This is a genomic window from Burkholderia sp. AU17457, assembly GCF_002223255.1.
Taxonomy (GTDB): Bacteria; Pseudomonadota; Gammaproteobacteria; order Burkholderiales; family Burkholderiaceae; genus Burkholderia; species Burkholderia sola.
Genome location: NZ_NKFB01000004.1, coordinates 898837 through 923081 on the forward strand (window position 1 = coordinate 898837; position 24245 = coordinate 923081).

The 24245-nt window shown below is 67.8% G+C and carries 23 protein-coding genes; 16 read left to right on the top strand and 7 right to left on the bottom strand.

Features of this window, described 5'->3' with window-relative positions; genetic code table 11:
• Positions 1-5 precede the first annotated feature (5 nt).
• Positions 6-464 (top strand): flagellar export protein FliJ, encoded by a 459-nt coding sequence (gene fliJ / locus CFB49_RS16585; protein WP_069618192.1) that lies wholly within the window; start codon positions 6-8, stop codon positions 462-464.
• Positions 465-495: 31 nt separating this feature from the next.
• On the top strand, positions 496-1875 hold the full coding sequence (locus CFB49_RS16590; RefSeq protein WP_089491775.1) for a flagellar hook-length control protein FliK: 1380 nt from the start codon (positions 496-498) through the stop codon (positions 1873-1875).
• Between the two features lie 29 nt (positions 1876-1904).
• On the opposite strand, the gene CFB49_RS16595 is transcribed toward CFB49_RS16590, so the two are convergent.
• Entirely contained in the window at positions 1905-3545 is a 1641-nt protein-coding gene (locus tag CFB49_RS16595; RefSeq protein WP_089491776.1) for a GMC family oxidoreductase, read from the bottom strand.
• A 725-nt stretch (positions 3546-4270) separates the two neighbouring features.
• Between CFB49_RS16595 and CFB49_RS16610 the strand changes: the two genes are divergently transcribed.
• The gene (locus CFB49_RS16610; protein WP_089491777.1) at positions 4271-5713 is read left to right on the top strand and encodes a coniferyl aldehyde dehydrogenase; all 1443 of its coding nucleotides are present in this window, start codon (positions 4271-4273) and stop codon (positions 5711-5713) included.
• 81 nt (positions 5714-5794) lie between these two features.
• Here CFB49_RS16610 and CFB49_RS16615 read toward each other — a convergent pair whose 3' ends face one another.
• The gene (locus CFB49_RS16615) at positions 5795-6817 is read right to left on the bottom strand and encodes a serine/threonine protein kinase (protein WP_084044199.1); all 1023 of its coding nucleotides are present in this window, start codon (positions 6815-6817) and stop codon (positions 5795-5797) included.
• A gap of 270 nt (positions 6818-7087) precedes the next feature.
• A complete protein-coding gene (locus CFB49_RS16620; protein ID WP_006477514.1) occupies positions 7088-7300 on the bottom strand; it encodes a hypothetical protein in 213 nt (70 codons plus the stop codon).
• 821 nt (positions 7301-8121) lie between these two features.
• Here CFB49_RS16620 and CFB49_RS16630 point away from each other — a divergent pair.
• Positions 8122-9009, top strand: a complete 888-nt coding sequence (locus CFB49_RS16630; RefSeq protein ID WP_069618262.1) for a DMT family transporter — start codon at positions 8122-8124, stop codon at positions 9007-9009.
• Between the two features lie 349 nt (positions 9010-9358).
• A complete protein-coding gene (locus tag CFB49_RS16635) occupies positions 9359-9544 on the top strand; it encodes a hypothetical protein (RefSeq protein ID WP_006482800.1) in 186 nt (61 codons plus the stop codon).
• Positions 9545-9652: 108 nt separating this feature from the next.
• Here the strand turns inward: CFB49_RS16635 and mgrA are convergent, their stop codons facing one another.
• Positions 9653-10696 (bottom strand): L-glyceraldehyde 3-phosphate reductase, encoded by a 1044-nt coding sequence (mgrA, locus tag CFB49_RS16640; RefSeq protein WP_089435761.1) that lies wholly within the window; start codon positions 10694-10696, stop codon positions 9653-9655.
• Between the two features lie 193 nt (positions 10697-10889).
• Here mgrA and CFB49_RS16645 point away from each other — a divergent pair, with 193 nt between their 5' ends.
• Complete coding sequence (locus CFB49_RS16645; protein ID WP_006477510.1) at positions 10890-11096, top strand: DUF3185 family protein; 207 nt, start codon at positions 10890-10892, stop codon at positions 11094-11096.
• 145 nt (positions 11097-11241) lie between these two features.
• On the opposite strand, the gene CFB49_RS16650 is transcribed toward CFB49_RS16645, so the two are convergent.
• Positions 11242-12015, bottom strand: a complete 774-nt coding sequence (locus CFB49_RS16650; RefSeq protein WP_069618199.1) for a phytanoyl-CoA dioxygenase family protein — start codon at positions 12013-12015, stop codon at positions 11242-11244.
• A 351-nt stretch (positions 12016-12366) separates the two neighbouring features.
• On the opposite strand from CFB49_RS16650, the gene CFB49_RS16655 reads away from it, so the two are divergent.
• Positions 12367-12708, top strand: coding sequence for a hypothetical protein (locus CFB49_RS16655; RefSeq protein ID WP_069618200.1), 342 nt, complete (start codon positions 12367-12369; stop codon positions 12706-12708).
• 109 nt (positions 12709-12817) lie between these two features.
• On the opposite strand, the gene metK is transcribed toward CFB49_RS16655, so the two are convergent.
• Complete coding sequence (metK, locus tag CFB49_RS16660; RefSeq protein WP_050017940.1) at positions 12818-14005, bottom strand: methionine adenosyltransferase; 1188 nt, start codon at positions 14003-14005, stop codon at positions 12818-12820.
• A 265-nt stretch (positions 14006-14270) separates the two neighbouring features.
• On the opposite strand from metK, the gene lpxL reads away from it, so the two are divergent.
• The 9 genes from lpxL (at position 14271) to hslU (ending at position 23625) form a co-directional block, all read left to right on the top strand.
• On the top strand, positions 14271-15155 hold the full coding sequence (gene lpxL, locus CFB49_RS16665; protein ID WP_069618201.1) for a lauroyl acyltransferase LpxL: 885 nt from the start codon (positions 14271-14273) through the stop codon (positions 15153-15155).
• Positions 15156-15460: 305 nt separating this feature from the next.
• A complete protein-coding gene (dapF, locus tag CFB49_RS16670) occupies positions 15461-16330 on the top strand; it encodes a diaminopimelate epimerase (protein ID WP_089491778.1) in 870 nt (289 codons plus the stop codon).
• Positions 16331-16367: 37 nt separating this feature from the next.
• Entirely contained in the window at positions 16368-17093 is a 726-nt protein-coding gene (locus CFB49_RS16675) for a DUF484 family protein (protein ID WP_050017936.1), read from the top strand.
• Between the two features lie 13 nt (positions 17094-17106).
• A complete protein-coding gene (gene xerC / locus CFB49_RS16680) occupies positions 17107-18027 on the top strand; it encodes a tyrosine recombinase XerC (protein ID WP_069618203.1) in 921 nt (306 codons plus the stop codon).
• A gap of 77 nt (positions 18028-18104) precedes the next feature.
• Positions 18105-19319: a class I SAM-dependent rRNA methyltransferase gene (locus tag CFB49_RS16685; protein ID WP_069618263.1), complete on the top strand. Its 1215-nt coding sequence runs from the start codon at positions 18105-18107 to the stop codon at positions 19317-19319.
• A 193-nt stretch (positions 19320-19512) separates the two neighbouring features.
• On the top strand, positions 19513-20586 hold the full coding sequence (locus CFB49_RS16690) for a CobW family GTP-binding protein (protein ID WP_089491852.1): 1074 nt from the start codon (positions 19513-19515) through the stop codon (positions 20584-20586).
• Between the two features lie 494 nt (positions 20587-21080).
• Positions 21081-21497, top strand: a complete 417-nt coding sequence (gene dksA, locus CFB49_RS16700; protein ID WP_006477498.1) for an RNA polymerase-binding protein DksA — start codon at positions 21081-21083, stop codon at positions 21495-21497.
• Between the two features lie 237 nt (positions 21498-21734).
• Complete coding sequence (gene hslV, locus CFB49_RS16705) at positions 21735-22271, top strand: ATP-dependent protease subunit HslV (protein ID WP_069618205.1); 537 nt, start codon at positions 21735-21737, stop codon at positions 22269-22271.
• Positions 22272-22281: 10 nt separating this feature from the next.
• A complete protein-coding gene (gene hslU / locus CFB49_RS16710) occupies positions 22282-23625 on the top strand; it encodes an ATP-dependent protease ATPase subunit HslU (RefSeq protein WP_069618206.1) in 1344 nt (447 codons plus the stop codon).
• A 72-nt stretch (positions 23626-23697) separates the two neighbouring features.
• On the opposite strand, the gene CFB49_RS16715 is transcribed toward hslU, so the two are convergent.
• Positions 23698-24240 carry a response regulator transcription factor gene (locus CFB49_RS16715; protein ID WP_021156278.1) on the bottom strand — a complete coding sequence of 181 codons (543 nt, stop codon included), beginning with the start codon at positions 24238-24240 and terminating at the stop codon, positions 23698-23700.
• Positions 24241-24245 lie beyond the last annotated feature (5 nt).

The following is a 24245-nucleotide window of genomic DNA, read 5'->3' on the forward strand; positions in this document are numbered from 1 at the left end:
TCCCGATGGCCCACGGCTTTCCCCTTCAGTTGCTGCTCGACCGCGCGCAGGACGACCTCGACTCGGCCGCGAAGCAGCTCGGCACCGCGCAGCGCGACCGCACCGCGGCAGCCGAACAGCTCGACGCGCTGCTGCGCTACCGCGACGAATATCACGCGCGCTTCGCGCAATCCGCGCAAAGCGGGATGCCGGCGGGGAACTGGCGCAATTTCCAGGCGTTCATCGACACGCTCGATGCCGCGATCGCGCAGCAGCGCACCGTGCTCGCCGCGGCCGAAGTCCGCATCGACGAGGCGCGCCCGAACTGGCAGCAGAAGAAACGTACCGTCGGCTCGTATGAAATCCTGCAGGCGCGCGGCGTCGCGCAGGAAGCGAAGCGCGACGCCCGGCGCGAACAGCGCGACGCCGACGAACACGCCGCGAAGATCCTGCGCATGCGGGCCGACGCGGCCCGTTCGTCGTAACCGACCACCGCATTCGAACGAGAGAACCGTCATGCCTCCCCTGCCCCTGCTCGGCGCGCTGCTCGACACCGCCGGCGCCGCACTCAAGGCCGCCCGCGGCTCGGGTTCGTCCGCCGCCAACGATGCGTCGGCCGCCACGAGCGCCGTGCCGTTCGCACAAACGCTGAAGCAAAGCGTCGCCACGCGAGGCGACACGGCCGACGCCGGTACGCCCGACGTGCCGACCCAACAGGCTGCGTCGAAGCCGGCCGCCGGTGCGAAGCCGTCCGGCACGGACGACGACACGGCGACCGACGACACCACCGCGAACACCGCCACCGCCAATCCCGACGCCGCCGCACTCGCGGCCGCCGCGGCCGTTCAGGCGCAATTGCAGGCGCGCCCGGACATCGCGACGCCGGCCGACGCGGCGACCGCTGCGGCCGTTGCTGCCGCGGCCGCGACTCAAAAGACAGCAGTGTCCGGCCAGCTGAACGCCACGGCGACACTCGCCAATCATGCAGCCCAGGAGGCGGCCGCCCAACCGACCGACCCGGCATCGAGCCGCGACGCGCTGCAAGCGGCGCTCGCCAAGCTGACGGGTGGTGCGAACGCGATTGCGATGCCCGCGACCAGCGCGACCGCCGCCGCCACGCCGACGGCGCCGGCCACGACCACGACCACGTCGAACGCCGCCGCGCCGCTGACGCCGAAAGTGCCGACGTTCGACCGCACGCTCGCCGACGCGAAAGGCGCGCTCGCCACCCAGCAGACGCCGACACAGATCACCGCGCAGACGCTGCAGGCCGACGCGAACGCGCAGTCCGGCGCCCAGCACGCGCTCGCGGCGGCCGGCAACGCGACGGACCCGGCCGCCAGCGCGACGCTCGCCGCCGGCGCCGCGGCCACCGCCGCCGCGCAGGCGAACCTGCAACTGTCGCCAGCCGCCGGGGCGATCGCCGCCGCCAACGCGCACGTGCTCGCGCCGCACGTCGGCACGGCCGACTGGACGGACGCACTGAGCCAGAAAGTGGTGTTCCTGTCGAATGCGCACCAGCAGAGCGCCGAGCTGACGCTCAACCCGCCCGATCTCGGGCCGCTGCAGGTCGTGCTGCGCGTCGCGGACAACCATGCGCACGCGCTGTTCGTGTCGCAGCACGCGCAGGTGCGCGACGCGGTCGAAGCCGCGCTGCCGAAGCTGCGCGAAGCGATGGAAGCGGGCGGGCTCGGGCTCGGCAGCGCGACCGTCAGCGACGGCGGCCTCGCTTCGCAGCAACAGCAGCAAAACCCGCAGCAGGCCTTCGCCGGCGGCCAGTCGTCGCGACGCGGGAACGGCGGACCGTCAGCCGTCGATGCACCCGTCGACGCCGCGCAATCCGCACCGGTCGCCGCGCGCGTGAGCCGCGCCGGCCTCGTCGATACGTTTGCCTGAGCATGGCCGCTGCCGTGCGCGCGCCGCGTCTAGCGGCCGTGCACCGCCGCGGCCGCCTCGCCGCGCGGCACACCGCCCTTGCGCGCGGCGACGATGAAGTCCGCCGCGCGTTCGCCGATCATCACCGACGGCGCATTCGTGTTCCCGCCGACCAGCGTCGGCATCACCGACGCATCCACCACCCGCAGCCCGTCGACGCCGCGCACGCGCAGTTGCGGATCGACGACCGCCCGCACATCCGAGCCCATCCGGCAGGTGCCGACCGGGTGATAGATCGTGTCCGCATGCGCGACGATCGTCGCGCGCAGCTCCGCTTCGCTCTGGTCCGGTCGCGTGTACAGCTCGCGCCCGCCCTGCGACGCGAGCGGCGCCTGCGACAGGATGCGGCGCATCGCCTGCGTGCCGCGCACCAGCAGGTCGAGGTCGCGTGAATCGCTGAAGAAGCGCGGGTCGATCAGCGGCGCGTCGCGCGCATCGCCGCTCGCGAGCGCGACCGTGCCGCGGCTGAACGGCCGCAGCGCGCACACGTGCAGCGAATAGCCGAAGCCCCAGTGCATCTTGCGGTTGTGATCGTCGACGAGCGCCGTGCAGAAATGCAGTTGCAGGTCGGGACGCGCGAGCGACGGATCGCTCTTGATGAAGCCGCCGGCCTCCGCGACGTTGCTCGTCATCATCCCCGTGCGGCGCGAGAAATAGCGCACGAGCGCCGGCGTCATCTTCGCGATGCCGCGCAGGCACACGCCGACCAGTTCCGACGAATTCACGCGCGTATTGATGATGAAGTCGATGTGGTCGATCAGGTTCGCGCCGACGTCCGGCGCATCGTGCACGACCGCGATCCCGTGCCGGCGCAATTGCTCGGCCGGGCCGATCCCCGAACACATCAGCAATTGCGGCGAATTGAACGCGCCGGCCGACAGCACCACTTCCGCGCGCGCGCCGAGCGTCTCGACGCGCCCGTTGCGCGACACGACGACGCCGACCGCGCGTTTGCCGTCGAAGCCGACGCGCAGCACCGTCGCATCGGGGACCACGTGCAGGTTCGACCGGTTGCGGCCGTAGATGTACGCGCGCGCCACGCTGCAGCGCGCGCCGTCGCGATGCGTGACCTGATAGAAGCCGACGCCTTCCTGCGTCGCGCCGTTGAAGTCGTCGTTCAGCGGATAGCCGGCCGCGTGCGCGGCCTGGATGAATCGTTCGGAGAACGGATTGCGAAAGCGAAGATCCGACACCGACAGCGGGCCGTCCGCGCCGTGCCATGCGTCCGCGCCGCGTTCGTTGCCTTCCGCGCGGCGGAAATACGGCAGCACGTCCTGCCAGCCCCAGCCCGTCGCGCCGAGCTGCGCCCACTCGTCGTAGTCACCCGGATGGCCGCGCGTGTAGATCATTGCGTTGATCGCGCTCGAGCCGCCCATCCCCCGTCCGCGCGGCTGGTAACCGCGCCGCCCGCCAAGGCCGGGCTGCGGCACCGTCTCGTAGCCGTAGTTGGTGCCGAGCTTGAACGGCACCAGCGCCGCGATGCCGACCGGCATGTTGACGAGCAGGTTGCGCTCCGTATGCGAGCCGGCCTCGATCAGCGCGATCGTCGCATCGGGGCAGGCATCGGCGAGACGGCCGGCGAGGCTTGAGCCGCCCGAGCCGCCGCCGACGATGATGTAGTCGTATTGCATGTCACGTCTCCGTCGTGTCATGGAAGGCGCCCGGCACCGCCGCGCGACCGCGTCTCCTCTTGTGTTCGGGCATTGTAGGAATGGCCGTCCCGTGCGCGGCGCGCCGATTCAAGAGCGATTCCTCTAAACGCCCGCGTGAACTAAATTTAAGATGTATCGAGTCGCGTCGCGCGATGCACCGGCCACGAGAAGCCGATTCGTCGCGAAACGGGAGGAACGACGATGCAGCGCCAGCGCCTGCACGCCGCGTGCCGGCCGGGTGATCCGGCGGTCGCGCGCGCGGTTCGCATTTCATTTCAAACGACGGCCCGCGCGACGATGCACGGCGTCATGCGCGCAGTCGGTCGAAATCGAACGGCACGTGTCGTCGCCGACCGTTTGGACGGTGTGTCGCCGCCGCCGCACGATGCGCGGCGCCGCGCCGTCGCGGATCTGTCGCGCTGCGCTGCCGCGGTGCACCGGCAGACGATCGCAAGACGGCATCGCGTGCCCGCGCGTCACCGTATCGGCTCGTATGCGCATGCCGGGCGGCACGACGTTCCGACGCGGACACCGTCGCGCGGATACGACGCTTGCCACGTGCTGAAACCGGTTTTCGCGTACCCGTCGCATCCGGCCCCGCGCCGTGCGACACGCATCACCCGATCCGCGTCGCCGTGCTCGCCGAGCGTGCGCGCGCGGCGTGACGGCCGGCCGATCGGCCAGGCCCAACTGGAGGAGACGACATGAAGAACGACCTGCCCGAACTGGCCCCGCAAGCACTACCGTCGGTCGATGCGCTGACGTCGCTGCTGCACGACCAGCGCGCGGCGTACCTGCGCGCACCGTACCCGGCATGGGACACGCGCGCGCAGCACCTGCGCGCGCTGCGCACGATGCTGATCGATCACGCGGATGCACTCGCCGACGCGATCAGCGCCGACTTCGGCCATCGCGCGAAGCAGGAAGTGCTGCTGTCGGAAATCTGGATGGCGAAGGAAGAGATCGACGACGCGCTGAAGCACGGCAAGCGCTGGATGAAGCCGGCCCGCAAGCCGATGAACAAGTGGCTGCGCCCGGCGCGCGCGAAGGTGATGCCGCAACCGCTCGGCGTGGTCGGCATCGTCGTGCCGTGGAACTACCCGGTGCTGCTCGCCGCGGGCCCGCTGATCTGCGCGCTCGCCGCCGGCAACCGCGCGATCATCAAGATGTCCGAACTGACGCCGCGCACGTCGGCGCTGTTCGAGCAGCTCATCGGCAAGACCTTCACGCGCGACCACGTCGCGGTCGTGAACGGCGACGCGGAAGTCGGCGCCGCGTTCAGCGCGCTGCCGTTCGACCATCTGCTGTTCACCGGCTCGACGCAAGTCGGCCGCCACGTGATGCGCGCGGCCGCCGACAACCTGACGCCCGTCACGCTCGAGCTTGGCGGCAAATCGCCGGCGATCATCGGCCCGAATGCGCGCTTCGACGCGGCCGTCGACGCGATCGTCGCCGGCAAGACGCTGAACGCCGGCCAGACCTGCATCGCGCCCGACTACGTGCTGCTGCCGCGCGGCATGGAAGGCGCGTTCATCGAACGCGCGCGGACCCGCTTCGCGAAGCTGTATCCGGACCTGTCGACCAACGGCGACTACACGACGATCGTGTCGCCGCGCCACTACGCGCGCCTGCAGCAACTGGCGAGCGAGGCGCAGGCCGCCGGCGCGCAGCTGCATCCGCTATCCGACGCGCAGTCCGATCCCGCGTCGCGCCGCTTCGTGCCGTGCGCGGTCACACAGGTGCCGGCCGCGTCGCAACTGATGCAGGAGGAAATCTTCGGGCCGCTGCTGCCGCTCGTGCCGTACGAGCGGCTCGACGAAGCGATCGCGTACGTCAACGCGCGCCCGCGTCCGCTCGCGCTGTACCTGTTCGACGAGGATGGCGGCACGATCGACCGCGTGATGCGCGAAACGGTCTCGGGCGGCGTCACGGTCAACGAAACGCTGATGCACATCGCGTGCGGCAGCTTGCCGTTCGGTGGCGTCGGCGCGAGCGGCATGGGCGCGTATCACGGCTACGACGGCTTCGTGACGTTCTCGAAGATGAAGCCGGTGCTCACGCAGGCGCGGCTGAACGCGCGCAACCTGCTCGCGCCGCCGTACGGCAAGCGCTTCGCCGCGCTGATCAAGCTGATGCTGAAGTTCTGAGGGAACGGGCCGTGCGCGTCGCGCCGCGGCCCCGGCCAACCTGCCGCGCGGCATGGATGCCGCGCATGCAGCCGTCGCACGTCACACGGGCCAGAGCGGCCCTTCCTGCATCGCGCCGATCTGCTCGCGCAATTCGAGCACGCGCGCTTCCCAGTAACGATGCGTGTTGAACCACGGGAAGGCGGCCGGAAACGCCGGATCGTCCCAGCGCCGCGCGAGCCACGCCGCATAGTGGATCAGCCGCAGCGTGCGCAGCGCTTCGACCAGATGCAGCTCACGCGGCTCGAATTCGCAGAAATCCTCGTAGCCGGCGAGCAGGTCGGCCAGCGCGCGCGACGCGCCTTCGCGATCGCCCGGCAGCAGCAGCCACAGATCCTGCACGGCCGGCGCCATCCGGCTGTCGTCGAAGTCGACGAAATGCGGGCCGGCATCGGTCCACAGCACGTTGCTCGGATGACAGTCGCCGTGCGTGCGCAGCAGGCGAATCTCTCCGGCGCGCGCGAACGCGGCCTCGACGCCTTCGAGCGCCAGCGCGACCGCGGTCTCGTACGCCGGTCTTACGTCATCCGGAATGAAATCGTGCGCGAGCAGGTAGTCGCGCGGCTCGTAGCCGAACGTGCCGATGTCGAGCACCGGGCGCGCGACATACGGCTCGGTCGCGCCGACCGCATGGATGCGGCCGATGAAGCGGCCGAGCCATTCGAGCGTGTCGCTGCGGTCGAGATCGGGTGCGCGGCCGCCGCGCCGCTCGAAGATCGAGAAACGGAAGCCGTCGAACGCGTGCAGCGTGCGGCCGTCGAAGGCTCGCGCGGGCACCGCCGGAATCTCGCGCGCGGCGAGTTCGGCGACGAACGCATGCTCTTCGAGGATCGCGTCGTCGGACCAGCGCGCCGGGCGATAGAACTTCGCGACGACCGGCGGGCCGTCTTCGATGCCGACCTGGTAGACGCGGTTTTCGTAGCTGTTGAGGGCGAGCAGGCGCCCGTCGGTGCGCAGGCCGGCCGGCATCAGCACGCTGTCGAGCGCGTCGAGCACGCATTCGGGCGTGAGGCCGGCGAACGGCGGGCTGGCGGGAGAAGCGGGAGCGGAAGTGGCGTCTGTCATGCCCCGCATTGTGCCGCCAGCCGGACCGAAAGACGAGCGTCCGGTGCGATGTGTCAGGGCCTGTTCACGCAAATGACGAGCTTGCGCTGGCCCCACGAACGAATTTTCCAAACAGGGGAACGCGCCTTTGCGCCCGCATGGCGGCGTCGTTCGTCGCTGCAATAGCTACGACTATTGCGCCTCCTCTCTTCTTGCCTGCGCCCGAAGGAAGTCTCCTTGGGGGACGGGCGGAAAGGCGCGTTCGCAAGCCCGCTATTCGCGTGAACAGCCCTAGTGAAGCGCCGCGCCGGCCGGCAGAACGGATTCGCCGGTGTCGATCAGGTCCTCGAGAAAGAACGGCTCGGTGTTGAGTTCTTTCGACTCACCCGGCACGCCCGCGTACCAGGTCACCATGGCCATGTCGCCCAGGATGCGCTGGACGATGCCGCGCGCGCCCTTCGGCACCGCGATATGGGTAGTGCAGACAATCGACCCGATATGCATGATGGTTCCCCACTCTTGAATCTTGAAACCCGGCCCGCTGGCGAGCCGGCAAATGCGCGATCCGCGCCGCTCTCGGCGGAGCGTTGCGCGTGATCCCATTGTTCACGGTTTATCGAAGCGCGAAAAGAAGAAGAAGCAGGCGAAGTGCCGCGAATTCGTCGAATGTCTCCAATCAACCACTGCGCCGGACACGCACTTGCCCGCCCGGTTACCCCCATCATACCCTGTCGAATGTGACTGCCCACCGAAACCGCCCGGCGCCGCCGCGCGCATGTGATCGACGCAATAGACGTACCGCTTCGCATCGCCCGTGCGGGATCATCGGGGCACGCCCGTCGACCACGCCGACATCGCATCGCGCGCGTCGCATGGCGATCGCTTTCTTCCGTTCGTCGAATGCTTGCGTGCGCAGCGGCCGGCGCCCCGGCGTCGGCCTGCATCGACACGACACCATCGCCCGCGATGCGCAGCCGCCGACAGCAGTTGCGCTCGACCGCTGCCTTGCTGTACCTTTGGCTTTCATTCGCGTTCAACCGCATTCCGACACGATGCATCCGCTCACGTCCGCCCTCGCAAAATCCCGGCCGCAGTTCGACTCGCGGCCGCAGGCGTGCGTGCATCCGTCGGTCCTTCCTCCCCCTGTCGCACCGCCGCTCGTCTGCGCCGCGCCGCCCCCTTCGGCGGCACGCGCCGGCTGACTCGCCGGCATCCGTTTTCGTCTTCCATTCGCTCCGTTGGCTGCGGGTACGTGCGTCATGACGCGCGGCGTGTAGCCGTGCGCGCGAATGGAACGTTTCGATCCGTTCGACAGGTGGATTCACATGGTTTCGTTCAAACGCGCGCTCGCCGCGCATGGCGCGACGTCGCTCTTCGTGCTGCTGTGGAGCAGCGGCGCGATCTTCGCCGAACTCGGTCTGCGTCACGCGTCCGCGTTCGCCTTTCTCACTGCCCGTTTCGCGCTCGCATCGCTCGTGCTGCTCGCGCTGGCCTTCATGCGCAAACGCTGGCTGCCGCCGCGCGGCGAGCGGCGCATGGCCGCGCTGACCGGCTTGCTGATGATGGGCGGCTATTCGATCTTCTACCTGCTCGCGCTCGAGCGCGGCATCGCGCCCGGCGTGCTCGCGACGATCCTCGGCGTGCAGCCGATCCTCACGCTCGCGATCGTCGAGCGTCGCTGGCAGCCCGTGCGCATCGCGGGACTCGCGCTGTCGCTCGCCGGCCTCGCGCTCGTCGTGGGCCGCGGCGTGAGCGGCGGGACGGGCGGCCTGTCGGCTGCCGGCATCGCGTGCGCGCTCACGGCGCTCGTCGCGCTGACCGTCGGCTCGCTGCTGCAAAAGCGCGTACGCGCGGCGCCCGCCGACGTGCTGCCGCTGCAGAATGCGATCGGCCTCGCGCTGTGCGTCGCGATCGTGCCGTTCCGGCCGGTATCGTTCGATATGAGCTGGGCGTTCGTCGTGCCGCTGCTGTGGCTCGGCATCGTGATTTCGGTGATCGCGCAGCTGCTGTTCTACCGGTTGATGCAGCGCGGCGATCTCGTCAACGTGACGAGCCTGTTCTATCTCGTGCCCGTCGTCACCACGCTGATGGATGCCGCGTGGCTCGGCAACCGGCCCGAGCCGCTCGCGCTCGCCGGCATGGGCGCGATCATCGCGGGGCTCGCGCTCGTGTTCCGCGCGCCGGCCGGCCGCCCGCAACCCGACGGCGCGTAAGCGGGCGGGCCGCCGCGCGCGGGTGCGGCGGCCCGCATCGGACACATACGACGATTCCGCGAAAACCGAAAGGAACGGGAAAGATACGCGCAAGGCGTTCGTCTTGTTTGCATGAAAAACGCGCGATTCCCGGGGCTTTCCGCTGATTTTTAATGGTTCGGATAGCGAAAAACGCCGCCGGTTGCCTATACTCGAATTGACCGGCCTGCGCACGACGGGCCGGACCAACTAGAAACGCCCGGCATGGGACCGGGGTGAGCGAACGTGCGCCGACTTCGGCCGACATCCGGCAAGGATGAAGCCCGGGCAAGCGCTGACGCGCCCACTTCGGCCGACACTGGAGACACGCATGACGACCTATTTCACGATCGGCGACTTCATCCTGTTGATTCCGATGGCGCTGGCCGGAGCGCTATTTCTCGGCGCGGTGCCGTGCGCCACTCAGTTCCGTCACAACCTGCTGCGCGTACTCGGCGTCATTCTGGGCGTCGGCGTCGCGGTGCTGCTCGTTGAAGGCCTGCCTGCGCTGATCTAGCGCCATCACCCGCGCGTGACGTGCCTCGCTGCACCGCAGCGAGGCGACGAACGGCCTGCGCGTGGGCGATACGGCACGCGATGTTTCGCATCCCGTATCGCCTTCCGGTCAGATCGCCTGATCGGTGGACGGCTTTTCCCACAGATTGATGCCGCCTTCCGTCGCGTAACGATCGATCTCCGCGAGTTCCTCAGCGGAGAATTCGAGGTTGCTCAACGCACCGACGTTCTCGCGCACCTGCTCCGCCCGGCTTGCGCCGATCAGCGCGGACGTCACGCGGCCGTTGCGCAGCACCCACGCCAGCGCCATTTGCGCAAGGCTCTGCCCGCGCCGTTCGGCGATCGCGTTGAGCTTGCGCACATGCTCGAGGTTGTCCGCGCTCAGGTGATCCTGCTTCAGCGAGCCGCCGCCCGGCTTGTTCACGCGTGCGTCGGCCGGCACGCCGTTCAGGTACTTCGACGTGAGCAGGCCCTGCGCGAGCGGCGTGAACGCGATGCTGCCCGCGCCGACGTCGTCGAGCGTGTCGAGCAGATCCTCTTCGATCCAGCGATTCAGCATGTTGTACGACGGCTGGTGAATCAGCAGCGGCACCTTGTATTGCGCGAGCAGCGCGGCCATCTCGCGCGTCTTCGCGGCCGAGTACGACGAAATGCCGATGTAGAGCGCCTTGCCCTGCTGCACCGCCGACGCGAGCGCGCCCGCCGTTTCCTCGAGCGGCGTATGTGCGTCGAAACGGTGCGAGTAGAAGATGTCGACATAGTCGAGCCCCATCCGCTGCAAGCTCTGGTCGAGGCTCGCGAGCACGTATTTGCGCGATCCGCCGCCGCTGCCGTACGGCCCCGGCCACATGTCCCAGCCGGCCTTCGTCGAGATCAGCAGCTCGTCGCGATACGGCCGGAAATCCTCCTTCAGCAGTCGGCCAAAGTTGGTTTCGGCGCTGCCGTACGGCGGCCCGTAGTTGTTCGCGAGGTCGAAGTGGTTGATGCCGAGGTCGAACGCGGTGCGCAGGATCTCGCGCTGCGTCGAGATCGGCGTCGAATCGCCGAAGTTGTGCCACAGGCCGAGCGACAGGGCGGGCAGTTGGAGCCCGGATCGGCCGCAGGTGCGGTATTGCATGCCGGCATAACGTTCGGAAGCTGCTTCGTAGGCCATGAGTCTGTTCCGTCAGGACATCGGGGGAAGGGACGCGCGCCCGCCGCGCCCATGGCGCGACGGCGGCGAAGAAGTCATACGACGACTATGGTAGCGAAAGCGGCCGGATCATGCACGGCGGCACGGCGATGGACGCGACCGCGGCGCTCGCCTACACTGCGGCGTCTCGAATCACCGTTTCAGCGAGGTTGGTATGTCCCGGGTCATCTCGGTTGCACTGCTCGTCGGCGGCGTCGTGCTGCTGTATTTCGGCGGCCAGTCGTTCCATTCGATCAACGACAACGTGTCGCGCTTCTTCACCGGCTCGCCGGCGACGAAGACGATCCTGCTGATCGTCGGCGGCGCCGTCGCGTCGTTCGTCGGCCTGATCGGCCTCGCGATGCCGGGCGGCAAGCGCTGATCGAGACGCATCGCGACGCACATCCAGCCCGCGCCACGCGCGCGGGCCGCACCAAACGAAACGGGCGGCCAGGCCGCCCGTTGCTTCATTCGCCCGCGATGCGCCGCATTACGTGATCGCGGCCGCTTCGCCGGCTGCCCGGCGCCTAGAACTGCACTTCCGGCTTCGACGCCGAGCGCGTGCCGGGCAACGGCCGGTTGCTCGCGCCGTGATACGTGTACACGAGCGAGAACTTCACCTGGTCGGAACGGTTCTGCCCGGCCGAATGCAGCGTGTTGCTGTGGAAGAACACGACGTCGCCCGTCTGCAGCGACGGGCACGTGGCCGCGTCGATCATCCTGCGATTTTCCGGCAGATCGCTGCGGAAGAACTTCGCGTCGTCGAAGGCTTCCGGCCCGAATTCGGCCGTATGCGAACCCGGCACGAGCCACAACGCGCCGTTCTCGTTGGTTTCGGGCCCGAGCGCGAGCCACACCGACACCATGTCCGGACGCTCGAACGCCCAGTAGCGGAAATCGCGATGCCAGCCGGTCAGGCTGCCGTACGCCGGGTGCTTCGTCATCATGCAGTTGTGATGCGCGCGCGACAGCACCGGCTCTTCACCGAAATACTCACGCATCCATGCGCCGATTTCAGGCGCGATCGCGCGCTCGGCGAACGCCGGATCGCGCGAGTACGCATCGAGCAGCCGTCGCACCGTATGCCCGCCCGGCGCATGCTTCGACTCGGGCGCGCCCGGATAGCGCAGGTCGGCCTCGAACTCGATCGGCTCGGCGGCCTCCCGCAACTGGCGCTCCGCGATCTGCCTGAGCGCCGCGCACTGCGCTTCGCCGACGAGGCCGCGCGCGACGACGAAGCCGCGCTCGCGCAATTCCGCGACTTGCGCGCGGATCGATTCCGACTGCAATGGAGACGACATGGGATGCCAGACGTTTATTGTGTGAATGTGACGATTGTAAATCGGCGCCGGATACCGCGAACAGCGCCATTGTCGTGCGCAGGGGCATGCCAATCGCGGATTTGATCCAGCGCAAGGGAACTGTGCGGCGCGGCGCCTGCCTCAGCGACAGGCGGTAGGCGGCACACGCCTTGCGGCACAAGGGTTTATCGCGACTTTTGCCCGTCACGAATCCCCTGTAGCCTGACGCGGCCTGTCAATTCTGGCGGGCGCGGCGCGCAACGGGTTTCGATAAGATCCGTTGCGTCATCCGAGGCCGTTCATACCAGTGCGCTCTGCAGGGCGCCACCATACAAGCGAAGCATCGTTCACATGCCATTCCGTCTGACTTCCCGTTTCAACCGCGCTGCGAAGCGCGTCGTGCCGTCCGCTCCCGCCCGCTCGCTGCGCCATCACCGCGCACGGACGCAGGCGCTGGCCGAACGTACGCACGCGCACAGCCGGCTGGACGGCATCCGTGCGTGGTTCCACGCGTTTTTCTCGATGATGAGCGCGCAGGCATTCGCTCGCCGCGCCGGCCTGCGCTCGCTGCTGCAAAAACCGTCGTCGCTGCGCGCGCTCGCGCTGCGCCGCAAGCTCGGCCCGCAGCGCCGCATCAACCGCCCGCGCCGCCTCGCGGCCAGCAACGGCTGGTTCGGGTTCGGCGCGCGTTGAGCGTGTGCCCGGCGGGCGTTGTCCGCCCGATCGCCACCGTTGCCTCGGCGCTCGACCCATAAAAAAAACCCCGGCCTGGCCGGGGTTTTTCATTTCAGGCGGACGACGCTTATGCGACGCGTGCCGTCGGCTCCACGCCGGCCGCTTCGGCCAGCACGAGCGCCTTGTCGGTCGCTTCCCACGAGAATTCCGGCTCTTCGCGGCCGAAGTGGCCGTAAGCTGCCGTCTTCTCGTAGATCGGGCGCAGCAGGTCGAGCATCTTGATGATGCCCTTCGGACGCAGGTCGAAATGCTCGCGCACGAGCTTCGTGATCACCGCATCCGACACGCGGCCCGTGCCGAACGTGTTGACCATCACCGAGGTCGGCTCGGCCACGCCGATCGCGTACGACACCTGGATCAGCGCGCGCGACGCGAGGCCGGCCGCGACGATGTTCTTCGCGACGTAACGGCCGGCATACGCAGCCGAACGGTCGACCTTCGACGGATCCTTGCCCGAGAACGCGCCGCCGCCGTGCGGTGCGGCACCGCCGTACGTGTCGACGATGATCTTGCGGCCGGTCAGGCCGCAATCGCCCTGCGGGCCGCCGATCACGAACCGGCCGGTCGGGTTCACGAGGAACTTGATGTCGCCCTTGATCAGGTCGGCCGGCAGCGTCGGCTTGATGATTTCCTCGATCACCGCTTCGCGCAGCGCGGGCAGCTCGATGTCCGGAGCATGCTGCGTCGACAGCACGACGGTGTCGATCGAATCGGGCTTGCCGTCGACGTAGCGGACGGTGACCTGCGACTTCGCGTCCGGACGCAGCCATTGCAGGCGACCGTCGCGGCGCAGGCTGGCCTGGCGCTCGACGAGGCGGTGCGACAGGTAGATCGGCAGCGGCATCAGTTCCGGCGTTTCGTCGCACGCATAGCCGAACATCAGGCCCTGGTCGCCCGCGCCTTGATCGAGGTTGTCGTCGTGTGCACGATCGACGCCCTGCGCGATGTCCGGCGACTGCTTGTCGTACGCGACGAGCACCGCGCAACCCTTGTAGTCGATGCCGTAGTCGGTGTTGTCGTAGCCGATGCGCTTGATCGTATCGCGCGCGATCTGGATGTAATCGATGTTGGCGGTCGTGGTGATTTCACCGGCCAGCACGACGAGACCCGTGTTGCACAGCGTTTCGGCCGCAACGCGGGAGTATTTGTCCTGCTCGAGGATGGCGTCGAGAATCGCGTCCGAGATTTGGTCCGCGACCTTGTCCGGATGGCCTTCGGAGACGGATTCGGACGTGAAGAGATAATCGTTTGCCACTTTTTCAGGCTCCTGTGTGGTTACGGTTGGTTTCACGTAGCCAGCTTCGTTGGGCCTGAAGCGGCGACGCTTTAGCGGATTACCAGGACCGGGCGGCGTGTGTCGCGCCAGCCGGCTTCGCCCCGCAAGTTGTCAGTTAACTCGGCGAAGCCCGTATTATAGCGGCTTTCATGAATTGTCACAGAGCGCCGCCCGTGCTGCATCTTCCGCTGTCTTACCACCCTGTTCGCAACATGCCGGCCAGCCGGCCCTACGGAGATTCCGCATGCTAGGCCGCCTCGGCACGCACCTCGCCATCGGCTTGCTGAAGCTGCTCGCCCTGCTGCCATACGGTCTGACCGCACGGTTCGGCGATGGCCTCGGCTGGCTGCTGTATCAGATCCCCAGCCGGCGAAAGCGCATCGTACATACGAATCTGAAACTCTGCTTCCCCGACTGGAGCGACGCGCGGCGCGAGGAAGTGGCCGGCCAGCATTTCCGTCATGCGATCCGCAGCTACGTCGAGCGCAGCGTCCAGTGGTTCGGCTCGGAGAAGAAGCTCGCGAAATTGATCCAGGTCGACAGCGCGGTCGATCTCGACGATCCCGACCTGCCGCCGACGCTGTTCCTCGGCCTGCACTTCGTCGGCATCGAGGCCGGCTCGATCTGGCTGAACCGTTCGCTGCACCGCCGCTGCGGATCGCTTTACCAGCCGTTCTCGAACGCGGTGCTCGAGGAAGAAGCAAAGAAGGCGCGCGGACGCTTCGACGCCGAGATGGTCGGCCGCGCGGACAGCGCGCGCGTCGTGCTGCGCTGGCTGCGCGACCGCAAGCCGGTGATGCTCGGCGCCGACATGGACTACGGGCTGCGCAACTCGACGTTCGTCCCGTTCTTCGGCGTGCCGGCGTGCACGCTGACGGCCGTCGGCCGGCTCGCGAAGACGGGCCGCGCGCAGGTCGTGCCGTTCATCGGCGAGGTGCTGCCGAACTACAAGGGCTACCGTCTGAAGGTATTCAAGCCGTGGGATCACTACCCGACCGGCGACGACGATCTCGACGCGCGGCGGATGAACGCATTCCTCGAAGAACAGATTCCGCTGATGCCCGAGCAGTACTACTGGGTGCACAAGCGCTTCAAGACGCGCCCGCCCGGCGAGCCGAGCCTGTACTGACCCTGCCGCGAGACGTTCGCGGGTGCGCCGTCATGCGCGTGCCCGCGCCCTCGCCACCTTCGGCGCGCCCGCCACGCCCCCGTCAATCCGACCGCTCATCATTCGCACGACCAGTCGGCCGATCGGCAGATAGCGCCCCCCTTCCATCTCCATGACAGACGCGCAGCCCACCCGCGCAGGACGCCCCTGTCGGCTGCATGTATCATTTACGGCTGAGATCCGCACGACGAACGACGACGCCCGGCATGACGGCACGCCGCGTCCGTCGTGCCGACCGCCTCGTTCGCCATGGAATTCCGGACCCAGTGAAACTCTCGTTCACCAAGATGCACGGCGCGGGCAACGACTTCGTCGTGCTCGACGGCTATTCGCGCGCGCTGCCGCCGCTCTCCGACGCGCAGGTGCGCGCGCTCGCCAACCGCCACTTCGGCATCGGCGCCGACCAGTTGCTGCTGGTCGAGAAGCCGACCGTCGACGGCGCGGATTTCAAGTACCGGATCTTCAATTGCGACGGCGGCGAGGTCGAACACTGCGGCAACGGCGCGCGCTGTTTCGTGAAGTTCGTCAGCGACCGCGGCCTGACCGACAAGCGCAGCGTGCGCGTGCAGGTCATGAAGGGCCTGATCACGCTGACGCTGCAGGACAACGGCGAAGTCGTCGTCGACATGGGCGCGCCCATGTTCGCGCCGGCGCAGGTGCCGTTCGACGCGTCGGGGCTCGACGGCCGCACGCAGGGCCACGACACGCTGTGGCCGCTCGACGTCGGCGGCGCCACGCGCTGGATCTCGACGGTATCGATGGGCAACCCGCACGCGGTGCAAATCGTCGACGATGTCGAAGCGTATCCGGTGCTGGAAGAAGGCCCGCTGATCGAGCGCCATGCGCGCTTCCCGCAGCGCGTGAACGCCGGCTTCATGCAGATCGTGTCGCGCCGCGAGGTGAAGCTCCGCGTATACGAACGCGGCGCGGGCGAGACGCTCGCGTGCGGCACCGGCGCGTGCGCGGCGGTCGCGGCCGGCATCCGGCGCGGCCTGCTCGATTCGCCCGTGACCGTGCACACCCACGGCGGCACGCTGACGATCGGCTGGGACGGCGCGCGCGACGAAGCCGCCGCGCTGATGATGGCCGGCCCCGCCACGACCGTGTTCGAAGGCGAGATCGACCTGAACGCCTGACCCTGCAACGTCCTTGATAACTGAACGCGCCAGCCACATGAACGATCGCGAAGTCGCCGACTACCTGCTCGCCAATCCCGAATTCTTCGCGCAGCACGCCGAGCTGCTCGCGACGATCCGTCTCGCGAACCCGCACGGCAAGGCCGCGATCTCGCTGCAGGAGCGGCAGATGGAGATGCTGCGCGACAAGAACAAGCATCTCGAGCGCCGGCTCGCCGAACTCGTGCGCTACGGCCACGAGAACGACAGCCTGTCCGCGAAGTTCAGCCGCTGGACCGCGCGCGTGATCGCGGAGCGCGATCCGTACGCGCTGCCGCGCACGATCGCCGACGGCATCGCCGACGTGTTCGACGTGCCGCAGACGGCGCTGCGCGTGTGGGACGTCGCCGACACCTACGCGCAAGCCGATTTCGCGCGCCAGGTCGGCGAGGAAGTGCGCCTGTTCGCGAATGGCCTGTCGACGCCGTACTGCGGCGCGAATACGGGCTTCGAGGCCGCGCAGTGGCTCGCACCCGCGCTCGCCGCCCCGGCCGCGAGCGCGGCGGAAGGCGCCGAAGCCGCGCCGGCCGGCGACGGTGCGGCCGCGTCGGTCGCGCTGCTCGCGCTGCGCGCGCCGCTCGCCGGCAACGACGCGCCCGCGTTCGGCCTGCTCGTGCTCGGCTCGCCCGATCCGCGCCGCTTCCACGACGGGATGGCCACCGATTTCCTCGCCCAGATCGCGACGCTCGCGAGCGCCGCGCTCACGCGCCTGCTGCCGCACTGATCCGCCGCACGCGATGACCGACGATCCGATCGCCGCCTACCTGTCGAACCTGAAGCACGTCAGGCAGCTGTCGGAACACACGCTGCGCGCGTACACGCACGAACTCGACGAACTGAAGAAGCTCGCGGCCGGCCGGCCGCTCGAAGCATTGACCGCCGCCGACATGCGCGGCGCGGTCGTGCGCGGGCACGCGGCCGGGCTGTCCGCGCGCTCGATCTCGCACCGGCTTTCCGCATGGCGTGCGTTCTATCGCTGGTTCGCGCAGCGCATCGAGATGCCCGCGAACCCCGTCGCCGGGGTACGCGCGCCCAAACGCGAGAAATCGCTGCCCAAAGCGCTGTCGGTCGACGATGCGGTCACGCTCATGGATACGCCGCTGCCCGACACGACCGAAGGCATTCGCGACCACGCGATCCTCGAGCTGTTCTATTCGTCGGGGCTGCGCCTCGCCGAGCTGGTGGGGCTCGACGTCCGGTACACGCAGGCCGACGGCTATCGCTCGGCCGGCTGGCTCGATCTCGCCGAAGCCGAGGTCACCGTGCGCGGCAAGGGCAACAAGGAGCGCAAGGTGCCGGTCGGCCGCAAGGCGATCGACGCGCTGAACGCGTGGCTCGCGGTGCGCGGCGAATTCGTGAAGCACGATCCGCATCCGCTGTTCGTGTCGGTGCGCGGCAACCGGATGTCGCCGGGCGTCGTGCGCGAGCGCGTGAAGCGCGCGGCGCTCGCCGCCGGCATCCCCGCCAACGTCCACCCGCACGTGTTGCGCCACTCGTTCGCGACACACGTGCTGCAGTCGAGCGGCGACCTGCGTGCGGTGCAGGAACTGCTCGGCCACGCGAGCGTCGCCGCGACGCAGATCTATACGTCGCTCGACTTCCAGCATCTCGCGAAGATTTACGACAGCGCGCATCCGCGCGCGAAGAAGCGCGACTGACGCGCGTCCTGTGTTTACCCGCCGCGCGCGGCGGCCGGCACCGGCCGGCGTCGCGCGCGGCCCATTTCCATCTCATCATGCAAACCGTCACCCTCAAGCCGTCCAAGGAAAAATCGCTGCTGCGCCGCCATCCGTGGATCTACGCCAATGCGATCGACCGCGTCGACGGCAAGCCCGCGCCCGGCGCGACCGTACTGGTGCGCGCGCATGACGGCCGCTTCCTTGCGCGCGGCGCGTACAGCCCGCAGTCGCAGATCCGCGTGCGGGTGTGGAGCTTCGACGAGCACGAGCCAATCGATCACGCGTTCTTCAAGCGCCGCGTGCAGCGCGCGGTCGCGCACCGCACGACGATGGTGTCGGGCACGGGCGCGGTACGGCTCGTGTTCGGCGAAGCCGACGGGCTGCCGGGGCTGATCGTCGACTACTACGTCGCGGACACCGCCGAAGCCGGCGCGGCGCCGCGCGGCCAGCTCGTCTGCCAGTTCATGGCCGCGGGCGTCGAAGCATGGAAGGACGCGATCGTCGCGGCGCTCACCGGTGCGACCGGCTGTCCGAACGTGTACGAGCGCTCGGACGTGTCGATCCGCGACAAGGAAGGGCTCGAACAGACGACCGGCGTGCTGGCCGGCGACGCGCCGCCCGCGACGCTGATCGCGAACGAAAACGGCGTGCGCTATCACGTCGACGTGCCGAACGGCCACAAGACGGGCTTCTACGTCGATCAGCGCGACAACCGCGCGCTCGTCGCGCAGTACGCGGCCGACCGCGACGTGCTCAACTGCTTCTGCTACACGGGCGGCTTCTCGCTCGCGGCGCTCAAGGGCGGGGCGAAACGCGTCGTGTCCATCGATTCGTCGGGCGATGCGCTCGCGCTCGCGCAGCAGAACGTCGTCGCCAACGGCTTCGACGCCGAACGCGCGACCTGGCTCGACGCGGACGCGTTCAAGACGCTGCGCCGCCTCGTCGACGAAGGCGAGCGTTTCGACCTGATCGTGCTCGATCCGCCGAAGTTCGCGCCGACCCGCGACAGCGTCGATCGCGCGGCGCGCGCGTACAAGGACATCAACCTGAGCGGCTTCAGGCTGCTGCGCCCGGGCGGCCTGCTGTTCACGTACTCGTGCTCGGGCGCGATCGACATGGACCTGTTCCAGAAGATCGTCGCGGGCGCGGCCGCCGACGCGAAGGTCGACGCGCGCATCCTGAAGCGGCTCGGCGCGGGCGTCGATCATCCGCTGCTCGCCGCGTTCCCGGAAGGCGAATATCTGAAGGGCCTGCTGTTGCAAATCGTCTGATCGCCCCGATCTTGGCGGACACTCCGGTCCGCCGGCCCCGCCTGTCGGGCCCGCGCTTTCGTCTGTCGTCCGGACGACGGGCGGGGACTTGACAGGTATGTTTCAATGGATGGTTGTGCGCCCCGGCTCGCAGCGCGAGGGCGCGACGCACATCCTGGTTTTGACCCCGATTCACGAACCACAGGCGACCGACATGGCCACTCCCGTCACCATCCTCACCGGCTTCCTCGGCAGCGGCAAGACGACGCTGCTCAAGCGCATCCTGAACGAACAGCACGGCATGAAGATCGCCGTGATCGAGAACGAGTTCGGCGAAGAGAACATCGACAACGAAATCCTCGTGCAGGATTCGAACGAGCAGATCATCCAGATGAGCAACGGCTGCATCTGCTGCACGATCCGCGGCGACCTCGCCCGCGCGCTCGGCGACCTGGCCGCGAAGAAGCGCGAAGGCAAGCTCGATTTCGACCGCATCGTGATCGAGACGACCGGCCTCGCGAACCCGGGCCCCGTCGCCCAGACGTTCTTCATCGACAGCGAAATCGCCGACGATTTCCTGCTCGACGCGGTCATCACGCTGGTCGACGCAAAGCACGCGAACGCGCAGCTCGACGAGCATGAGGTGGTGCAGCGCCAGGTCGGTTTCGCCGACCGCCTGTTCATCACGAAGTCCGACCTCGTCGACGACCAGACCGTCGCGGGCCTCAAGCACCGACTGATGCACATGAACCCGAAGGCCGCGATCAAGGTCGTGAATTTCGGCGAAGCGGACATCAAGGAAATCTTCGACCTGCGCGGCTTCAACCTGAACGCGAAGCTCGAGATCGATCCCGATTTCCTCGCCGAGGACGATCACGCGCACGATCACCACGATCATGACCATGGTCACGATCACGCGAATTGCGATCACGATCACGGCCAATGCGCGCACGATCACGGCCACCATCACCACCACCACGCGCACCACGACGACAAGATCAAGTCGTTCGTGTACCGCAACGACCGCCCGTTCGACCCGAACAAGCTGGAAGACTTCCTCGGCGGCATCCTCCAGATCTACGGCGAGCGGATGCTGCGCTACAAGGGCGTGCTGTACATGAAGGGTGTGGACCGCAAGGTCGTGTTTCAGGGCGTGCACCAGATGATGGGCAGCGACCTCGCGGCGAAGTGGCTGCCGGTCGAGAAGAAGACCAACAAGATGGTGTTCATCGGCGTCGACCTGCCGCAGGACCTGATCACCGACGGCCTCGACGCCTGCCTCGCCTGACCCGCGCGGGCGCCCGCCGCGCTCCGCTGCGCGGCCGCCAGCCCAGGCGGCCGCGGCCGCCCCGGGGCGCCTTTTTCGGGCAGGGTTTCGCCGTCATCGCTTTTTCGCGATTTGCGCGTTATATTTTCTAGATATTGGCGCAGCCGACGGGGATCGACCCGATACGGCGCCCGCTTGCGATTCAGTTACAATACGTGCCCGCTGGAGTACGGCAACAAACAGGCCCGGTTCTTGCTGAACCAGTTTTCCGGGCATCGCAACCGCGCCGGATCGCCAATCCGCCTCCCGGCCGCGGCCGATGCGATGTGCCGCGCAGCACACCGGTTCGCAGCGCGCACAACTCCGCGCCAGGCCTATCCTGGTATTTGAGAACCGGTTTCCAGAGGCTTTCGGCCCCGCGGCGGCAAATCGCAAATGAATGCAAACGCGGTTGCGGGTAATCCCAAAGTGCAGGCAATATCTCTCGATTTGCCGCACATTGAAGAAGCAAGCAGATGACGAAGAAACTCTTGACCGAAGCCGAAATCCTGAAGATGAGCGACAAGGATTACATGAATGAGGATCAGCTCGCCTTCTTCAAAAATCGGCTCGAACAGTTGCAGGCGGACATCCTCAAGAATGCAGGCCAGACGACCGAGAACCTGCGCGAGACGGTGATCGTCCCCGATCCCGCCGACCGCGCGACGATCGAGGAAGAGCACGCGCTCGAGCTGCGTACGCGGGATCGCGAACGCAAGCTCCTCAAGAAGGTTCAGCAGTCGCTCGCCCGCATCGATTCCGGCGATTACGGCTGGTGCGAGGAAACCGGCGAGCCGATCGGCATTCCGCGCCTGCTCGCACGTCCGACCGCCACGCTGTCGCTCGAGGCGCAGGAGCGCCGCGAGCTGCGCCAGAAGCTGTTCGGCGACTGATCGGGCGGCGTTCCGCTCAAACACGCTGCTTCCCGAAAGCGCGCGGCCTGCCGCGCGCTTTTTGTTTTTCCGGCGCCGGTTCCCGGCCGCCGGCCGATTTGCCATCCCCTCTTGATATCCCGGCGCCCGCCCTAAAATGAAACGGACGCGCGCCGGGCCGCTCCCCGGCGCACTGCGGATTCACGCGGCGGCGCATCGCGCCGCCCGACTCTTCCCCGTTTTTCTCAAGGAACGCAGATGGAGCAATTTCACGGCACGACCATCGTTTCAGTCCGGCGCGGCGACCAGGTCGCGCTCGGCGGCGACGGCCAGGTAACCCTCGGCAACATCGTCATGAAGGGTGGCGCGCGGAAAGTGCGGCGGATCTACAACAACCAGGTACTGGTCGGATTCGCGGGCGGCACCGCCGATGCGTTCTCGCTGCTCGACCGCTTCGAGGCGAAGCTCGAGAAGCACCAGGGCAACCTGACCCGCGCGGCCGTCGAGCTCGCGAAGGACTGGCGCACCGACCGGATGCTGCGCCGCCTCGAGGCGATGCTGATCACGGCCGATGCGACCACCACGCTCGTGATCACCGGCAACGGCGACGTGCTCGACCCGGAAGGCGGGATCTGCGCGATCGGCTCGGGCGGGGCGTATGCGCAGGCCGCAGCCCGCGCGCTCGTCGAGAACACCGATCTGTCCCCGCGCGAGATCGTCGAGAAGTCGCTCGGGATCGCCGGCGACATGTGCATCTACACGAACCACAACCGCATCATCGAAACGATCGAGTAAGGACCGCCCCATGAGCACCATGACCCCTGCCGAGATCGTCTCGGAACTCGACAAGCACATCATCGGCCAGGCGAAGGCGAAGAAGGCCGTCGCCGTCGCGCTGCGCAACCGCTGGCGCCGCCAGCAGGTCGCCGAGCCGCTGCGCCAGGAAATCACGCCGAAGAACATCCTGATGATCGGGCCGACGGGCGTCGGCAAGACCGAAATCGCGCGCCGCCTCGCGAAGCTCGCCGACGCGCCGTTCATCAAGATCGAAGCGACCAAGTTCACCGAAGTCGGCTACGTCGGCCGCGACGTCGACAGCATCGTGCGCGACCTGATCGAGATATCGGTCAAGCAGACGCGCGAATCCGAAATGCGCAAGGTCCGCAGCAAGGCGACCGACCAGGCCGAAGACCGCATCCTCGACATCCTGCTGCCGCAACCGCGCGCGGTGGGCTTCGGCGGCAATGCCGAGCACGCGAACGACGACAACAACGCGACCCGTCAGACCTTCCGCAAGCGCCTGCGCGAAGGCCAGCTCGACGACAAGGAAGTCGAGCTCGACCTCGAGCAGCCGTCGGTCGGCATGGACATCATGGCGCCGCCCGGGATGGAAGAGATGACCGAGCAGATCCGCTCGATGTTCTCGAACCTCGGCAGCGGCAAGAAGCAGCGCCGCAAGGTGAAGATCAAGGAAGCGCTGAAGCTGCTGACCGACGAGGAAGCGGCGAAGATGCTCAACGAAGAGGAAGTGAAGACGAAGGCCGTGCAGAACGTCGAGCAGAACGGCATCGTGTTCCTCGACGAGATCGACAAGATCACGTCGCGCAACAACGAAGGCAGCGGCGGCGAAGTGTCGCGCCAGGGCGTGCAGCGCGACCTGCTGCCGCTCGTCGAAGGCACGACGGTCAACACGAAGTACGGGATGGTGAAGACCGATCACATCCTGTTCATCGCGAGCGGCGCGTTCCACCTCGCGAAGCCGAGCGACCTGATTCCCGAGCTGCAAGGCCGCTTCCCGATCCGCGTCGAGCTCGATTCGCTGTCGGTCGAAGATTTCGAGGCGATCCTCGATGCGACCGACGCGAGCCTCGTCAAGCAGTACCAGGCGCTGCTCGCGACCGAGGACGTGCAGCTCGAATTCGCCGACGACGGCATCCGGCGCCTCGCCGAGATCGCGTTCGCGGTCAACGAGAAAACCGAGAACATCGGCGCGCGCCGGCTGTACACGGTGATCGAGAAGCTGCTCGAGGAAGTGTCGTTCTCGGCCGGCAACCACGCCGGCGAGCGCGTGACGATCGACGCGAAGTATGTCGACCGCGCGCTCGGCGAAGTGGCGCAGGACGAAGACCTGTCGCGCTACGTGCTGTAACCGCGCGCGGCGCCGGATGAAAAACGGGCGGCCCCTTTCGCCGGGGGCCGCCCGTTTTCGTTGCTGCGCCGCTTACTGCCGAACCGGCTTCTTCGCGAGCTTGCGCTGCAGCGTGCGGCGGTGCATGTTCAACGCACGCGCGGTCGCCGAAATGTTGTTGTTGTTCTCGGCCAGCACGCGCTGGATGTGCTCCCATTCAAGCCGGTCCACCGACAGCACGACCGGATTCTCGAGCGCCTCGTCGGCCTGCACTTCGGTCGCGTTGGTCTGCAGCGCGGCCAGGATCGACTCGACGTTCGCCGGCTTCGCGAGGTAGTTGTCCGCGCCCTCCTTCACGGCCTGCACGGCGGTCGCGATGCTCGCGTAGCCGGTCAGCACCAGAATCCGCGCATCGGGCTGCAGGTCGCACAACGGCGCGATGAGGCTCAGCCCCGAATCCTCGCCGAGATGCAGGTCGACGGTGATGAACTGGAACTTGCCGCCCGCGGCGAGCCGCAGCGCCGCTTCCTTGTCGTGCGCCTGCTGGACCGCGTAACCGCGGCGCTCGAGGCCGCGCGCGAGCGTGCCCGCGAACACCTCGTTGTCGTCGATCACCAGGAAATTGTTCTCGCTCATGTGGT

Coding starts and splice junctions, on each gene's coding strand:
- fliJ (WP_069618192.1), top strand. CDS start 6: ATGGCCCACGGCTTTCCCCTTCAGTTGCTGCTCGACCGCGCGCAGGAC.
- CFB49_RS16635 (WP_006482800.1), top strand. CDS start 9,359: ATGACGACCTATTTCACGATCGGCGACTTCATCCTGTTGATTCCGATG.
- CFB49_RS16610 (WP_089491777.1), top strand. CDS start 4,271: ATGAAGAACGACCTGCCCGAACTGGCCCCGCAAGCACTACCGTCGGTC.
- CFB49_RS16675 (WP_050017936.1), top strand. CDS start 16,368: ATGAACGATCGCGAAGTCGCCGACTACCTGCTCGCCAATCCCGAATTC.
- CFB49_RS16715 (WP_021156278.1), bottom strand. CDS start 24,240: ATGAGCGAGAACAATTTCCTGGTGATCGACGACAACGAGGTGTTCGCG.
- CFB49_RS16655 (WP_069618200.1), top strand. CDS start 12,367: ATGCCATTCCGTCTGACTTCCCGTTTCAACCGCGCTGCGAAGCGCGTC.
- CFB49_RS16595 (WP_089491776.1), bottom strand. CDS start 3,545: ATGCAATACGACTACATCATCGTCGGCGGCGGCTCGGGCGGCTCAAGC.
- xerC (WP_069618203.1), top strand. CDS start 17,107: ATGACCGACGATCCGATCGCCGCCTACCTGTCGAACCTGAAGCACGTC.
- hslV (WP_069618205.1), top strand. CDS start 21,735: ATGGAGCAATTTCACGGCACGACCATCGTTTCAGTCCGGCGCGGCGAC.
- lpxL (WP_069618201.1), top strand. CDS start 14,271: ATGCTAGGCCGCCTCGGCACGCACCTCGCCATCGGCTTGCTGAAGCTG.
- CFB49_RS16620 (WP_006477514.1), bottom strand. CDS start 7,300: ATGCATATCGGGTCGATTGTCTGCACTACCCATATCGCGGTGCCGAAG.
- CFB49_RS16690 (WP_089491852.1), top strand. CDS start 19,513: ATGGCCACTCCCGTCACCATCCTCACCGGCTTCCTCGGCAGCGGCAAG.
- CFB49_RS16645 (WP_006477510.1), top strand. CDS start 10,890: ATGTCCCGGGTCATCTCGGTTGCACTGCTCGTCGGCGGCGTCGTGCTG.
- CFB49_RS16685 (WP_069618263.1), top strand. CDS start 18,105: ATGCAAACCGTCACCCTCAAGCCGTCCAAGGAAAAATCGCTGCTGCGC.
- CFB49_RS16615 (WP_084044199.1), bottom strand. CDS start 6,817: ATGACAGACGCCACTTCCGCTCCCGCTTCTCCCGCCAGCCCGCCGTTC.
- CFB49_RS16630 (WP_069618262.1), top strand. CDS start 8,122: ATGGTTTCGTTCAAACGCGCGCTCGCCGCGCATGGCGCGACGTCGCTC.
- mgrA (WP_089435761.1), bottom strand. CDS start 10,696: ATGGCCTACGAAGCAGCTTCCGAACGTTATGCCGGCATGCAATACCGC.
- dksA (WP_006477498.1), top strand. CDS start 21,081: ATGACGAAGAAACTCTTGACCGAAGCCGAAATCCTGAAGATGAGCGAC.
- CFB49_RS16650 (WP_069618199.1), bottom strand. CDS start 12,015: ATGTCGTCTCCATTGCAGTCGGAATCGATCCGCGCGCAAGTCGCGGAA.
- hslU (WP_069618206.1), top strand. CDS start 22,282: ATGAGCACCATGACCCCTGCCGAGATCGTCTCGGAACTCGACAAGCAC.
- CFB49_RS16590 (WP_089491775.1), top strand. CDS start 496: ATGCCTCCCCTGCCCCTGCTCGGCGCGCTGCTCGACACCGCCGGCGCC.